Below are 12,261 nucleotides of genomic sequence, written 5' to 3'. Positions count from 1 at the left end.
GGAGAATTTTGAAGATGAAAGTCAGTCGAGAACAGATGGCGGAAAACCGTCGCCGGATTCTGGACGTCGCAAGCCACTTGTTTAAGGACAGGGGGTTCGATGCGGTCAGCGTCGCTGAGGTCATGAAGGCCGCCGGTATGACCCATGGCGGCTTCTATGGCCACTTCACATCGAAGGACGATCTTGTCGCGCAGACGTTGGCGCATGCGCTTGCGGCAGACAGTTTTGGGGACGGCGAGTTCAGTGGCTTCGTCCGCTCCTATCTGGCGCCTCGCCACCGGGACAATCCCGGCAATGGTTGTCCGACCGCAGGCCTCGCCGCGGCCATTCGCCATCAGACGCCTGCAGCGAAAGCAGTCATGGCCAAGGGACTGCGCACCCAGATCGCTCGTATTCAGAAAGCGCTTCCAGACCAAGGCTCAGCAGACGCCCGCCGTGCAGCGATCGGAAGCTGGGCAGCGATGGTCGGAGCCGTCATTCTAGCCAGGGCGGTCGATGATCCTGAATTGTCGGACGAGGTTCTGGAGCAGACGCGGGCATGGATCGACACGCAGGTGGAGTAGGAGCATCCGCGAAGGCGCATTTGCAGCGCCTGTTGGCGTATGGATATCTTTTGTCAGATGAACCAGCTCGCTGTCGATCTAGATAGGGGGCAGAACAAGAGCAGTCCGAAATCGTACGCTCTCATGATCGTCATGGAGGTAAAGTCGCATAGAGTTGCAGCACCGACTCTACGCCAATGTTGTAGAATTTCAACCTGACAGGTGTGCCGCGATCCGATCGGTCGACGATTGATCATGCTCTCATCCGCGGATTGGCTACCGCATTTCCCATGTTCGTCGCGGGCCTTCCTCTGTCTAAGTACGGGCATAAGCCGAAGCTCGCCCCAACGTACGGCGAGGATTTCACATCATGCCTGGATTTCGCGGCACGCCGGTCAGGTTGTTATGTCTCTCTGAAGTCTCTCCAGCCTGGTTTCTCTTATGCGAAGTGAGTGTGGCGGCTTACATCCCAAACGAAACCCGCCAACTCGCGAGCTATAGCGGTGATGATTTTCGGTTGCGGCTTGCCTGCGGCCGAAAGCCGGCGATCCCGTTGGCACAGTCGAGCCTGGGCCTTCCAGCCGATAGCTTTGATCTCCTCCGGAAGGTCCTCGACCCTCATCCGGTAGCGGTGCTCCTCTCGGGCAGGCAAACGATAGGACCAGGCCGCTTCAACAAGCATGGCGCGTGCCTCGGCATTGCCAGTTTTCGTAATCGCCCCACGCCGCGTTCGCGATCCGCTCGATGCTTCAGAAGGAACCAGCCCAAGCCACCCCATGAGATGCTTTGGCGTTTGGAACCGAGTGAGGTCACCGATCTCGGTAACAAGCGTCGCTGCAATCACCAGACCGACGCCACGCAAGGCTTGCAGGGACTTCACAAGCGGCGCCATTGACCAACCTGTCATTGCTTCCCGAAGCATTTGGTCCAAACGATCGCATCTGGCCTGTGCCTCTTCAATGCACCTGATGCCCTCACCGAAAACGAACTGCTGCTGAGGTGAGCCAAAAGCCTGCTCTCCCAGCCATCGCCAATGCGAACGAGTCCAGTTCGTCTTTCCAGGAAACTTGCGTCCATGCCGTAGCAGGAAGCCCAGCAGCATCTGCCTGGCTGCCACCAGATCACCTTTCGCTTGTCGGCGGGCTCTGACCACATCACGCATCGCCTCATGGCTTTCATCTGGAACCCAAATCGCTGTCAGTTCGCCGGCGCGCAGCAACCGCGCGAGCGTAACGGCGTCTCGCCTATCGTTCTTGATCCGGTCACCGGGCTTCTTCGGCATCATCGACGGAGCGATCACATCGCAGGGAGCGCCGAGTTGTCGAAGTTGCCGGTAGATCCCGTACCCGCATCCGCCAGCCTCATAGCAAAAGTGGAGTTCGACTTCGGCGAGGTGGAGCCTGTCAAAGAGGCGTCGGATAGATTCGGCTGTATTTGGGATGGTGCCGTAAAAGAGTACCTCGCCGTTGCGGGTCGCATCGGCAATAGCGACCGCGACTGTTTCCTTATGCACGTCGAGGCCAATGAACTTCATCTGCGTCATCGTCAATCTCCTGGTTGGTAGCATGGACAGCTCCTATGCTACCAAACCGCTCCCAGCACTGGGAGGGAATGACGGTCATTGGGTCTAAGGCAGAACGGAGCATGAACAATGCCGTAGATTAGATCTTGTGCATTGGATTTCTGTGGATTGCCATCGACATGCGCTAGTTTTGGTTTCTCTGTCCGGCCCGACTCGACAACGCTCAGCGCAGATTCGTCATGGATGGAGTCGAGCAATGGCAAGGCGCAGGCTTCTCAAAGATCAAGATCATCGAAAGCTTGTCGACATACCAGTCGACGAGGACAGCCTGATCCAACACTATTCGTTGTCATTGGCGGATCGCCTGGAGATCGGACTGCGGAGACTAAATTCTAAGAGGCTCGGCTTAGCCATTCAGCTATGCATGATGCGATACCCGGGTCGAGTGCTCGGGGCAGAAGAAATTCCGGTACGCGCCATGATTAAATATGTTGCTGATCAGATCTGAGCCGCCCCGGAAGCATTTTCGCTCGATGCACGCCGTGAAGAAACCCGTCAAAAGGCCATAGATTGCAGAACCCTCTCGCACGATGAAAGGACGTTGAGTGTTTATCGGGTGTGCATCCCTACGAACCAGACAGACTGCTGAAGACTGCATATGCCGTCCCAGCCGATAACAGCAGCGCTGAGCATGCCAGCAGCCCGTCTCGTGCTATGAGCGACAATCCGATGAGAGCGACCGCCGCCATTGGGAGGGTACTTGCAAACGGGATAAGTTCAAGAAGGGGTACAGTTGCGCAGAGGAGAATGATCAGCGCCGCGAGCCCCTGTAGAAAGGGTGATTTCGTTGCCCACTCCATCCGCGGCCAGACAATTTTGTCGATCCAGTGCGATGCTGGTACGATCTTCTCAAGTCCACTCTTGAGCTGCGATCCACTGATCGTCCTTCGCTCGAGCCACTGGGGAAGCCAAAGGTGCTTTCGCCCCAGCAATATCTGGACTGCGAAGGAAGCGATGATAATGGCAATGACGCTTGGGAGGCCCGGAATTCCACCGATCGGGCTTATCTCAATTATGGCCGGGATCGTCAGAAAAGGCCCAAAACTTCGTTCGCCCACTGTTTCCCTTATGTGATGGATCGTTGGTTTGTCACAGTCGCTGGCAAGGGCATACAAATCTCGGAGAAGAGCTCCGAGGTTCTGCTGTCGTTGATCAGCGTGAGCGGGGGACGTCATGTTCCGTTTCCACAATCTGAGCGCTCAATGCCGAGCAAAGACGTTGGCTGTCTTGCACAGGGCGACCTCACTGCTCACCTGGGTATTGATTTCCTCGCAGGAGGTTGGCGAGATGCGCCGTGTTCCGTACCAGCATTTCGACCATTGTCGTTACAGTGTCGGGCGTTTCCTCGAGATCAGCGAAGTTTGTGGATCCCATTGCCTCACCCACCCAATAGGCGACGGCGTTTGCCGGAATCGTGAAGCCGACATCATTCAATGCCTGGAAAACTTCGGCAGTTACGTGATGGGCACCGTCTTCATTGCCAACGACAGCCACAGCGGCAACTTTGCCGTAAGAAACCATTCGACCTTGGTCATCGGTCTCTTCTAAAAAAGCATCCATACGTTCAAGCGCACGCTTTGTTACGCTGCTGGGCTGCCCAAGCCATATAGGAGTGCCGATGAGAAGGATATCTGCGCTCAGTATCTTGGTCCTTATTGCGGGCCACGCATCTCCCTCACCTTCATCAGATGTCACACCGGGTTTGACATCATGATCTGCCAGCCAAACTGTTTCTGTCACTGCATCGAAAGATTTGAATTCCTTCACTATGAGGTCAAGCATCCTAGCGGTCGACGATGTCTCTGTTGATGACGATGTCTTGAGAGTGCCGTTGAGGGCAAGAACCTTCAGTGCCATATCTACCTCCGAAAGATTGTGGACGGTCAGCAGTCTGTGCATAGACGCGGGGGCCTGATGAGCCGAACAACTGGCATCCCAACCATGCGCTGCGTCTTTGGTTCCCAAAACATCGACGCGGCGTCTCAAGGGATCACTCGTCGCAGGGAGTAAACTCCGGCTCCGGCCATCTGATGCCGATGACCGTAAATCGCCCAGATGCGCCTGCGGGAAAAACTCACATTCATGTCGCCAGGTGAATGATGCATTGAATGAACATTATTCCGATGTCCCGTGAGTTACTAAATTCCATAATCGGAAGTCTTCGGTTTTTGATCATTGCTTCAGAGTTGCATGCTGCAGGGTACGATTATCGCCTCTCCCGATTCTTCAGGAACTTTGCTGACAGTAAACGGTTGGAAGGCCTGCCAGTTAGGCTTTTGTCTATATAAGATCGAGCAGCACCAATGTATGAGAAACGGGATATATGGATTAGCGCACGCGCATACGCACTCTGGGAAGAAAACGGGCGAACAGACGGGGGCGACCGCGAACACTGGTTTCAAGCCATCCAAGAATACGAGCTTATGATCCAAACCCAGGCATCCCCTGACGGCTCGGAAATACTGGCCAGCCGAAAACACGACAGTAGAAATTAGCCCGTGGATCAAACTCGTCAGAACGAACGTGGGTCGAGAACGTCGATATTTTTGTAAAGCCGTGAGGCACCCCGGCTTTCCCTTCCGACTAACGAATCGGTAGAAAGGAACCAATCATTGGATACCGCTCTGTTGGTTGGATACCTTGCCTCCATCTGTTCGGTGTCAAGCTTTGTCCCGCAAGTCTGCAAAGTTGTTAAGACCAACGATACTCGAGCGATTTCGACGGGCATGTACTGTCTCACAGTTGCAGGCTTTGCACTTTGGACAACATTCGGCATCATGCGCGCCGAATGGCCGATTATCCTCACAAATTCAGCCTGTTTTCTGTTGTCGCTGGTCATACTCGTGAAAAAGCTAAAGCCGTAAGAGGCGCGCTTGTCTGCCCAATTTTAGTCAAGGACTGCAAGTCAAACAGACCGAAGGTGCCTTTAAAGAATAAGACCCAAGCTTGGGAAGCGGTCAATTTAACTGCCGTCATTCTGGTTCTCGAAAGCGGGAACTGGCGGTTGCCCCCTGTCTCGCCACTCGGCTGATAAAGAAAAAATCCCCGATCAGGGAACCTATATGAAACAGCTAGGTTTGGCACGCATTCAGCAAGGAGGAGAAAAATGCCGGTTGCCGCATGGGGAGAGCCCGTTCAAATCAGTATGCCCGTCAGTGGACGTCAGACAGTCCAGGGGCCGTTCGCAGCGTTGATTTTTTTGCTCGACGAGTGGCCTGACCTGCGAGGTCCGGCATATGTACGTGCTCGCAGCATCTGTCGTGCCGCGATCGCTGGCAGGACGTCCCCAGAGGAAGCTCGCGAGACCTTCTTGCGGGCAGCCAGTGAAGCCAATCTGCTTCACTGAGCATGATCAGGTGATGTCCGCAATCGAGACAAAATCCAGTTGCGACCGTCTCTAACAAAGGAGGTATATAAATGGCAAAAGGCGATCCAACGGACGGTGCTGCCGGAACCACCGATCAGTCTCCCCGGTGGGAAGGGCCGGTTGAGAACAGGCCGCGCGGTTATTTGCCCCCGGACGATGACCCCGACGAAGATCGAGACGCGATGGGAGAAAACAACGCCCACCCAGAGAAAACAAAAATTTCCGATGCGCTTAAGACGCGGGACGACGAGTAGATGAATCAGTCGAGATGGGCACTGATCGCCTCCGCTTTCTGACACAAGAAGTGGGCACGGCGAAACATATTGCACGAGCCAACACATGAGATAGGAACGATCGTTCTCACGGCATGTGTTATTTGGTCACATTCCGGCGCAGTCCAAGAGCTGCGTTCCGGGCCAGAGCCGCTTGTAATGTGCGCGCCGGTTAGGCCCATTATGAGAGCCGCACTCTCTGGAACAGACGATCGAACGTTCCGCTTGGACGCACAGTCCATCAGATACTATTCCGCCAGTGGGGTTATGAGGCTCTGATCTTTTCGGCAATATGGAGCACCGGCTTCGGATTGACAACGTAACGGCCTGATCCCCAGGCGGTGGAGATCGCCTGTTTGGCATCAACGGAAATGCCGGAACTCTCAATGCTTCACTTGTCGCCGAATCTGTATGCCTGAAACAGGACCGTTAGTTTCATCGCGTTGTTGGCAGCGTTCTGGTGCATATTGTGTATCATCCCGTCACCTCACAGCACGTGCGGATCTTTGTCTCGGCGCCAACGCCACGCAGCGATCGAGTTTGTTTCCGACGCTATCAGATCGTGTTTCTCGGCAAAAGCAGCAAAAAAGCCGCGCGCCGTCTCGGCTTCGATTTCACCGCGTAGCGCGGCACTGCATGCCTTAAGCGCGACTGAGTGCGCGCTATTCCTCTGTGACGGTGGCCATTCCACAAGATGTCGGTAAGCGTCCATCACGCTTCGAACCTCAGCCGGAAAGCCGAGGCCCACCATAATGGAAACGGGTTGTCTGAACATATCGGGTTTCATCGTTCTCTCCTTCCCTACCCGGAATGGTGATGGGTGCCGTTGCGACGGCACCCTCTTGTTGAGCCGACAATGAAGATTAAGCGGCCTTTTGAGCTTCGATCTGCGCCGGAGCGGCCGATGTCAGCGCGGGTGCGCTTTCGATGGAGATCTTGCGCGGTTTTAGTTCCTCGGGGATCTCACGAACAAGATCGATGGACAGAAGACCGTTGGCCAGATCCGCTCCGTTCACCCTGACATGGTCGGCAAGCTCGAAGCGGTGCTCAAACGGACGCCCGGCAATGCCGCGATGCAGGTAACCATCATTTACTGCCTCCTGCTTCCTGCCCGTGACGGTCAGTAGGTTGGACTGAAAAGTGATGTCGAGGTCGTCCTTCGCAAAACCTGCCACAGCAACAGAGATCCGGTAGCTGTCATCGCCAGTCTTGACGATGTCATAGGGCGGCCAGTCGCTGATTGAGTGGGCGCGCTGGGCATTTTCCAGAAGGTTGAAGACCCGATCGAAACCAACGCTCGATCGGAAAAGAGGTGCGTAGTCGTAAGATGTTGCCATAGCCATATCCTCCTTGAAGCAACATGGGGTACGGAAGTGCCGAAAGACGGTACCTCCAGCAAGGCCAGCCCTTTATCAGCGACTGGCGGTCATCGATTTGGTTTTTCGAAATTTCGGGTTCAAGAGCTTCGGAAGAAAAAATCGAGCTTTATTGCCGCCGTCGACATTAGCGCGTAGCGACAGCGGATCACCGACGAGTGCGGCGCTTTCCCCGGATCCGATATCAAGTGATACGTCGGACGACTGGATTGAACCCGTGGGAGTAAAATCGGAGCCTGAAGCATCGGCTTCCAAGATTTAAGGTTACACCACGTCTATGAGAGTGAGGTTTAGAGCCCCGTAAAAAGAGTTGCGATTGAGCCACGTTCAATCAGTCTCGTGGGAAGAACGACTTGGCGCGGAGGATTATCAAGACCGCTTAACCGTTCGATCAGCATTCGGGCGGCTGCTTCGCCCAATTCGTACACAGGCTGGCGAACCACCGTAACAGGCGGCGTTGTCACCGCTGTCCACGCTGCATCGTGGAAGGTAACAAGCGAAAGGGCCTCTGGCATAATGATGCCGAGTTCACGTGCAATCTTGAACACCTCGATTGCTATAAGACTATCGGAAGCAATGATCGCCGTCGGAGGCGGAGTGGCGCTGAGCAGATCGATGGTCAACTGACGCGTGGCCTCGGCCGTGTTTGCACCTAAGCGCACCCATTGGGGCATGTTTGCGAGCCCTGCCTCCTCACCAGCATGGAGGAAGCCCTCGATGCGTTCTCGCACGGAACCAGTCAGTATCTCTCCAATATCATTGTAGAGATGCGTTGGCGTGTCGCAAGCCGTTACATAGGCGATACGGCGGTGGCCACGGTCAAGCAGCAGACGTGTTACGGCTTCCGACGCGGCTCTATCGTCGGCCGTGACGCTGTCAACTGCCAGTGTCGCAATGGCGCGATCGAGGAGAACCAACGGTCGGCCCGCACGTCCTCGTTCCTTGAGATGCTCGGTCTCGCTCTCCTGCGCTGGCGAGACAATCAACCCATCGACCCGCTTGGCAACAAGCGTCTTGACAGCCGCGCGCTCGACGTCAACATCTTCTCCCGACGTGGCCAGTACTACGTTGAAGCCTGCCGCACGCGCGACATCCGAGATGCCGCGTACGGCTGAGCCAAAGAACGGGTTTTCAATATCACCTACCACAACCCCGATCGTGCCAGACCGGCCGGTGGTCATGCTGCGTGCTAGCTCGTTTGGGCGGTAGTCAAGTGTTTTCGCAGCAAGCTTGACAGCGTCCCGGACCTTGTCGCTCACGGTCCCGTACCCTCCGAGGACGCGGGCGGCTGTCGCCTTCGACACCCCCGCTGAACGTGCAACGTCGGCCACCGTTGTAGCAGTATTCTTTGGCTGAATTTCTTTCATGGATTAAGCTTTACAAGAGATATTGACGAGCGGTCAACTCGAATATAACAATCATGAGACCACAAAGAGACCGGTCTCAATCTAAAAGAGACTGGTCTCAGTGGAAATAATCAATTGAGAAACCGGTCCGTGACGCAAGTGACGACTGAGGGCGACCTCCGTCGGCTAATGCTCCGTGTCATGCGAAACCGATCCGCAAACAACCACCAGAGACGGAGAACCAAAATGAAGATTTCTGCCCTGCCAAAATTCTCGTTTTCAGCGCAAATGCGCACCGCAGCGCTCGCCCTCAGCCTTGTGCTGGCCGGCGGAACAACAAACGCTGTCAGAGCGGCTGAAAACCCTTACGGATTGATCGACCCGCAGACGATCAGCGTCGGCACAATGGGCGACGCGAAGCCCTACACGTTTACCACAGTGGACGGTGCCTTTACCGGCTTCGATATTGAGCTTTTCTTGAACGTTGCAGAACGGATGGGATTCAAAAAGGACCAAGTCATTTTCACAGGCCAGGAGTTCTCAGCGCTGATGCCGTCGGTTGCCAACGGTCGCTTCGACGTTGCGGTCGCCGCCATTGGCACGACGGACAAACGGAAGCAAACAGTTGATTTTTCCGATGGGTACCTCGCCGGATATCTGTCGGTGGTCACGCCCGATGCTGCTATCAAGGATGCGGCAGCGCTAAAAGGCAAACGCCTGGGCGTGGTACAGGGCACTTTGCAAGAAATTTATGCAGAGAAAAACTTTGCGGGAACAGATCTCGTCAAATTTCCCGATAACAACTCCGCCATTTCCGGCCTGAACAATGGCACCGTTGATGGCCACTTCCTCGACTACGAGGCCGCCAAAGAGTACACGGCCCGCTATCCGGCGTTGAAGATCGCAATCAACATTCCGAGCTTTGACGCCCCCGCAGGCTTCGTCATCCGCAAGGGTAATGACGCGCTAAAGGCTGCCTTCAACAAAGGTCTGCATGACGCCATGCAGGACGGAACCTGGAAGTCGCTTTACGAAAAGTGGTTCCCAGGTTCTCCGATGCCCGAAGCCTATCTCCCCAAGAAGTAATGCGCTGGCCCGACCGCCTCTTGGTCGGGCTTTCCAAGCAGCCGCTTGATGGCCACATTTCCTCGTCCTGCCCGGCAGGTAAAGATACTTCGAAGGAAGACCGTATGAACTGGTTTGATAATATCAGTCGAAGCTTTTTCGACTGGAATGCGATGGCCGAAGTCCTGCCTGCAATGATCACCGTGGGCCTGAAGAACACCCTCATTCTTGCCTTTGCGTCCACGGTGTTCGGCGTCATTATTGGTATGGTCCTGGCAATCATGGGGATATCCCGCTCGCCATGGCTACGCATCCCCGCGCGTATCTATACCGACGTCTTCCGCGGCCTTCCCGCCATCGTTACCATCCTTCTCATCGGTCAGGGCTTTGCTCGCATCGGACGAGATCTATTTGGGCCTTCTCCCTATCCTCTCGGCATTCTTGCACTCAGTCTTATCGCCGGTGCTTACATCGGTGAAATCTTCCGCTCGGGGATTCAAAGCGTTGATCGAGGGCAGATGGAAGCGTCACGTGCGCTCAGCATGAGTTACGGCCAGGGCATGCGCCTGATCGTTGTACCACAAGGCATACGCCGGGTTTTACCGGCTCTCGTCAACCAATTCATCGGCAACGTTAAGGACTCCAGCCTCGTCTACTTCCTGGGCCTGCTCGCCTCTGAGCGCGAGATCTTTCGCGTTGGACAGGATCAGGCCGTTGTTACGGGAAACCTGTCACCTCTGCTTTTGGCCGGAATTTTTTACCTCGTCATCACGGTACCGCTGACGCACTTGGTCAACACGATCGATATGCGGTTGCGCATTGGCAAGCAGAAGTCGACAACCCTGACCAGCGGTCTGGAAGAGGTCTCTGAACTCGACCGGGCCCAACAGACTAAGGATACCAGCGCTGCATTCAAGGGCGGGAGCATCGATGTTCGGGATTTGACCATGGCCTACGGCGAGTTGGAGGTGCTGAAAGGCGTAGACCTCACGATCAAGCCGGGCAGCGTAACCTGCATCATAGGCCCGTCAGGTTCTGGGAAATCCACGCTGCTACGTTGCCTCAACCGCTTGGTAGAACCAAAGAGCGGCACGCTTCTGCTTGATGGTAACGATATTCTTGCAATGAAGCCCGAGAAACTGCGGCGCCGCGTTGGCATGGTATTCCAACATTTCAATCTGTTCCCCGATCACACGGCACTCGACAACGTGATGTTGTCCCTGACCAAAATCAAGCGAATGCCCCGGGAGAAGGCAGAGCGCATTGCCAAGGCACGCCTTGCCGATGTGGGACTGGCCAGTCGCCAACATCATCGGCCCGGTGGTCTTTCCGGCGGCCAACAACAGCGCGTGGCCATTGCCCGGGCCCTGGCAATGGAACCAGAAGTCATCCTGTTCGACGAAGTGACGAGCGCGCTTGATCCCGAACTCGTCAAAGGTGTCCTCAACCTGATGGCGGAGCTTGGTGGGCGGGGTATGACAATGGTGGTCGTCACCCATGAGATGGGCTTTGCTCGACGCGTTGCCGATCAGGTCGTCTTCATGGACGAAGGTCGCGTGGTGGAAACCGGCACGCCAGTGCGTATCTTTGACGACCCGCAAAGCCCCCGTCTGCGCCGCTTCCTCGCCGAAGTATTGTGACCGACCGACATCAGAGAGAGGATTGACAATGACGAAGACACTCCGCTGGGGCGTATTGGGGTGCGCCGACATCGCGACAAGTACGGTCATTCCCGCAATACAGACGAGCATGTTTGGTCGTGTGGAGGCAGTCGCTTCACGATCGCTCGAAAAGGCAAAGGCTGTCGCTTTGGCGCATTCCATCCCGCGCTATTACGGCAGCTACGATGCGTTACTGGCGGATCCCGATATCGATGTTATCTACAATCCGCTTCCTAACCATTTGCATGTACCGATGACACTGAAGGCGTTGCAGCACGGCAAACCAGTGCTTTGCGAAAAGCCCATCGCACTTACGGCTGACGAGGCCAAATCGCTTGCCGAAGCTGCCAAAATCCTGCGGGTGCCGGTCGCGGAAGCCTTCATGGTGCGTCATCATCCGCAATGGCATAAGGTGCATGCGCTTATAGCCAGCGGCCGTATTGGCGAACTGCGAGCGATCCAGATTTTGTTCTCTTATTTTCTGAACGAGCCGGACAATGTCCGCAATCAGCCAAGCACTGGCGGTGGTGGCCTTTACGATGTCGGTTGCTATGCCCTCAACATAGCCCGCTATGCCTTCGCAAACGAGCCCCTTCGCGCGATCGGCCTCTTCGACCGTGATCCAGAGTTCGGAACGGACAGGTTAGCCAGCGGTCTTCTCGAGTTTCCCGGCGGGTGTCAACTCGGCTTTACCTGCTCCACACAGTTGGCTCTGACGCAAAAGGTAACGCTGCTTGGAACAGCGGGCCGTATTGAAATCGATGTGCCGTTTAATGCTCCGCTCGACGCGACCACCACAATCACCGTGGATGATGGACGCGATCTTTCAGGCTCCGGTCGCGAGGTGATGGAGATTGCATCTGCCAACCAGTACCGCTTGCAGGCAGACGCGTTCGCGCAGGCAATTCTCTCTGGCACCCCGCCGCTACCAGGTCTCGATGACGCCATCGCCAATATGAGGGCCATCGACGCCCTTTTTCGCTCGGCCATCTCTGGCCGATGGGAAACCCTCTGAATTTTTGAATAGCAATCTGAGTGAAAGACAATCCT

The 12,261-nt window shown here is 55.5% G+C and carries 15 protein-coding genes and 1 pseudogene; 10 read left to right on the top strand and 6 right to left on the bottom strand.

The window, feature by feature from the left end; translation table 11 throughout:
• Positions 1-14: 14 nt before the first annotated feature.
• Entirely contained in the window at positions 15-563 is a 549-nt protein-coding gene (locus ATO67_RS20080; RefSeq protein WP_067653286.1) for a TetR/AcrR family transcriptional regulator, read from the top strand.
• A gap of 418 nt (positions 564-981) precedes the next feature.
• Here ATO67_RS20080 and ATO67_RS20075 read toward each other — a convergent pair whose 3' ends face one another.
• A complete protein-coding gene (locus ATO67_RS20075; protein WP_067653284.1) occupies positions 982-2,085 on the bottom strand; it encodes an IS110 family RNA-guided transposase in 1,104 nt (367 codons plus the stop codon).
• Between the two features lie 235 nt (positions 2,086-2,320).
• On the opposite strand from ATO67_RS20075, the pseudogene ATO67_RS20070 reads away from it, so the two are divergent.
• Positions 2,321-2,569: pseudogene (locus tag ATO67_RS20070) on the top strand (DUF4158 domain-containing protein); the annotation flags it as partial.
• A gap of 121 nt (positions 2,570-2,690) precedes the next feature.
• On the opposite strand, the gene ATO67_RS20065 reads toward ATO67_RS20070, so the two are convergent.
• Both ATO67_RS20065 and ATO67_RS20060 read right to left on the bottom strand, forming a co-directional pair.
• A complete protein-coding gene (locus ATO67_RS20065; RefSeq protein ID WP_067653280.1) occupies positions 2,691-3,299 on the bottom strand; it encodes an exopolysaccharide biosynthesis protein in 609 nt (202 codons plus the stop codon).
• A gap of 67 nt (positions 3,300-3,366) precedes the next feature.
• On the bottom strand, positions 3,367-3,981 hold the full coding sequence (locus ATO67_RS20060; protein WP_067653278.1) for a flavodoxin family protein: 615 nt from the start codon (positions 3,979-3,981) through the stop codon (positions 3,367-3,369).
• Positions 3,982-4,427: 446 nt separating this feature from the next.
• Here ATO67_RS20060 and ATO67_RS23910 point away from each other — a divergent pair, with 446 nt between their 5' ends.
• From ATO67_RS23910 to ATO67_RS20040, 5 genes are all read left to right on the top strand, one after another.
• The gene (locus ATO67_RS23910) at positions 4,428-4,619 is read left to right on the top strand and encodes a DUF2934 domain-containing protein (protein WP_067653276.1); all 192 of its coding nucleotides are present in this window, start codon (positions 4,428-4,430) and stop codon (positions 4,617-4,619) included.
• A gap of 162 nt (positions 4,620-4,781) precedes the next feature.
• Positions 4,782-4,988 (top strand): SemiSWEET family sugar transporter, encoded by a 207-nt coding sequence (locus ATO67_RS20050; RefSeq protein WP_245304050.1) that lies wholly within the window; start codon positions 4,782-4,784, stop codon positions 4,986-4,988.
• Positions 4,913-5,155, top strand: a complete 243-nt coding sequence (locus ATO67_RS23320) for a hypothetical protein (RefSeq protein WP_173645952.1) — start codon at positions 4,913-4,915, stop codon at positions 5,153-5,155. Before ATO67_RS20050 ends, ATO67_RS23320 begins: the two co-directional genes overlap by 76 nt.
• Positions 5,156-5,230: 75 nt before the next feature.
• Positions 5,231-5,470, top strand: coding sequence for a DUF982 domain-containing protein (locus ATO67_RS20045; protein ID WP_067653272.1), 240 nt, complete (start codon positions 5,231-5,233; stop codon positions 5,468-5,470).
• Between the two features lie 71 nt (positions 5,471-5,541).
• Positions 5,542-5,745, top strand: a complete 204-nt coding sequence (locus ATO67_RS20040) for a hypothetical protein (RefSeq protein WP_067653270.1) — start codon at positions 5,542-5,544, stop codon at positions 5,743-5,745.
• A 505-nt stretch (positions 5,746-6,250) separates the two neighbouring features.
• Here ATO67_RS20040 and ATO67_RS20035 read toward each other — a convergent pair.
• The 3 genes from ATO67_RS20035 to ATO67_RS20025 form a co-directional block, all read right to left on the bottom strand.
• Positions 6,251-6,550 carry a DUF982 domain-containing protein gene (locus ATO67_RS20035; protein ID WP_067653268.1) on the bottom strand — a complete coding sequence of 100 codons (300 nt, stop codon included), beginning with the start codon at positions 6,548-6,550 and terminating at the stop codon, positions 6,251-6,253.
• 76 nt (positions 6,551-6,626) lie between these two features.
• Positions 6,627-7,100, bottom strand: coding sequence for an Hsp20 family protein (locus tag ATO67_RS20030; RefSeq protein ID WP_067653265.1), 474 nt, complete (start codon positions 7,098-7,100; stop codon positions 6,627-6,629).
• 329 nt (positions 7,101-7,429) lie between these two features.
• Positions 7,430-8,506 carry a LacI family DNA-binding transcriptional regulator gene (locus ATO67_RS20025; protein ID WP_067653263.1) on the bottom strand — a complete coding sequence of 359 codons (1,077 nt, stop codon included), beginning with the start codon at positions 8,504-8,506 and terminating at the stop codon, positions 7,430-7,432.
• Between the two features lie 267 nt (positions 8,507-8,773).
• Between ATO67_RS20025 and ATO67_RS20020 the strand changes: the two genes are divergently transcribed.
• The 3 genes from ATO67_RS20020 (at position 8,774) to ATO67_RS20010 (ending at position 12,226) form a co-directional block, all read left to right on the top strand.
• On the top strand, positions 8,774-9,571 hold the full coding sequence (locus ATO67_RS20020; RefSeq protein WP_245304049.1) for an ABC transporter substrate-binding protein: 798 nt from the start codon (positions 8,774-8,776) through the stop codon (positions 9,569-9,571).
• A gap of 104 nt (positions 9,572-9,675) precedes the next feature.
• Complete coding sequence (locus ATO67_RS23745) at positions 9,676-11,190, top strand: amino acid ABC transporter permease/ATP-binding protein (RefSeq protein ID WP_067653390.1); 1,515 nt, start codon at positions 9,676-9,678, stop codon at positions 11,188-11,190.
• 28 nt (positions 11,191-11,218) lie between these two features.
• Entirely contained in the window at positions 11,219-12,226 is a 1,008-nt protein-coding gene (locus tag ATO67_RS20010; protein ID WP_067653259.1) for a Gfo/Idh/MocA family protein, read from the top strand.
• The last annotated feature ends 35 nt before the right edge of the window (positions 12,227-12,261 follow it).

Origin of the sequence: Agrobacterium bohemicum, assembly GCF_001562555.1 — a bacterium.
Lineage (GTDB): Bacteria > Pseudomonadota > Alphaproteobacteria > Rhizobiales > Rhizobiaceae > Agrobacterium > Agrobacterium bohemicum.
The sequence above is the reverse complement of the archived record's forward strand: the minus strand, read 5'-3'. Positions and strand labels throughout refer to the sequence as shown.

What these genes read in the sequence shown, in the direction of transcription:
- ATO67_RS20035 (WP_067653268.1), bottom strand. Translation starts at nt 6,550, where the DNA reads ATGAAACCCGATATGTTCAGACAACCCGTTTCCATTATGGTGGGCCTC.
- ATO67_RS20040 (WP_067653270.1), top strand. Translation starts at nt 5,542, where the DNA reads ATGGCAAAAGGCGATCCAACGGACGGTGCTGCCGGAACCACCGATCAG.
- ATO67_RS20080 (WP_067653286.1), top strand. Translation starts at nt 15, where the DNA reads ATGAAAGTCAGTCGAGAACAGATGGCGGAAAACCGTCGCCGGATTCTG.
- ATO67_RS20065 (WP_067653280.1), bottom strand. Translation starts at nt 3,299, where the DNA reads ATGACGTCCCCCGCTCACGCTGATCAACGACAGCAGAACCTCGGAGCT.
- ATO67_RS23320 (WP_173645952.1), top strand. Translation starts at nt 4,913, where the DNA reads ATGGCCGATTATCCTCACAAATTCAGCCTGTTTTCTGTTGTCGCTGGT.
- ATO67_RS20075 (WP_067653284.1), bottom strand. Translation starts at nt 2,085, where the DNA reads ATGACGCAGATGAAGTTCATTGGCCTCGACGTGCATAAGGAAACAGTC.
- ATO67_RS20025 (WP_067653263.1), bottom strand. Translation starts at nt 8,506, where the DNA reads ATGAAAGAAATTCAGCCAAAGAATACTGCTACAACGGTGGCCGACGTT.
- ATO67_RS20020 (WP_245304049.1), top strand. Translation starts at nt 8,774, where the DNA reads ATGCGCACCGCAGCGCTCGCCCTCAGCCTTGTGCTGGCCGGCGGAACA.
- ATO67_RS20030 (WP_067653265.1), bottom strand. Translation starts at nt 7,100, where the DNA reads ATGGCAACATCTTACGACTACGCACCTCTTTTCCGATCGAGCGTTGGT.
- ATO67_RS20060 (WP_067653278.1), bottom strand. Translation starts at nt 3,981, where the DNA reads ATGGCACTGAAGGTTCTTGCCCTCAACGGCACTCTCAAGACATCGTCA.
- ATO67_RS20045 (WP_067653272.1), top strand. Translation starts at nt 5,231, where the DNA reads ATGCCGGTTGCCGCATGGGGAGAGCCCGTTCAAATCAGTATGCCCGTC.
- ATO67_RS23745 (WP_067653390.1), top strand. Translation starts at nt 9,676, where the DNA reads ATGAACTGGTTTGATAATATCAGTCGAAGCTTTTTCGACTGGAATGCG.
- ATO67_RS20010 (WP_067653259.1), top strand. Translation starts at nt 11,219, where the DNA reads ATGACGAAGACACTCCGCTGGGGCGTATTGGGGTGCGCCGACATCGCG.
- ATO67_RS23910 (WP_067653276.1), top strand. Translation starts at nt 4,428, where the DNA reads ATGTATGAGAAACGGGATATATGGATTAGCGCACGCGCATACGCACTC.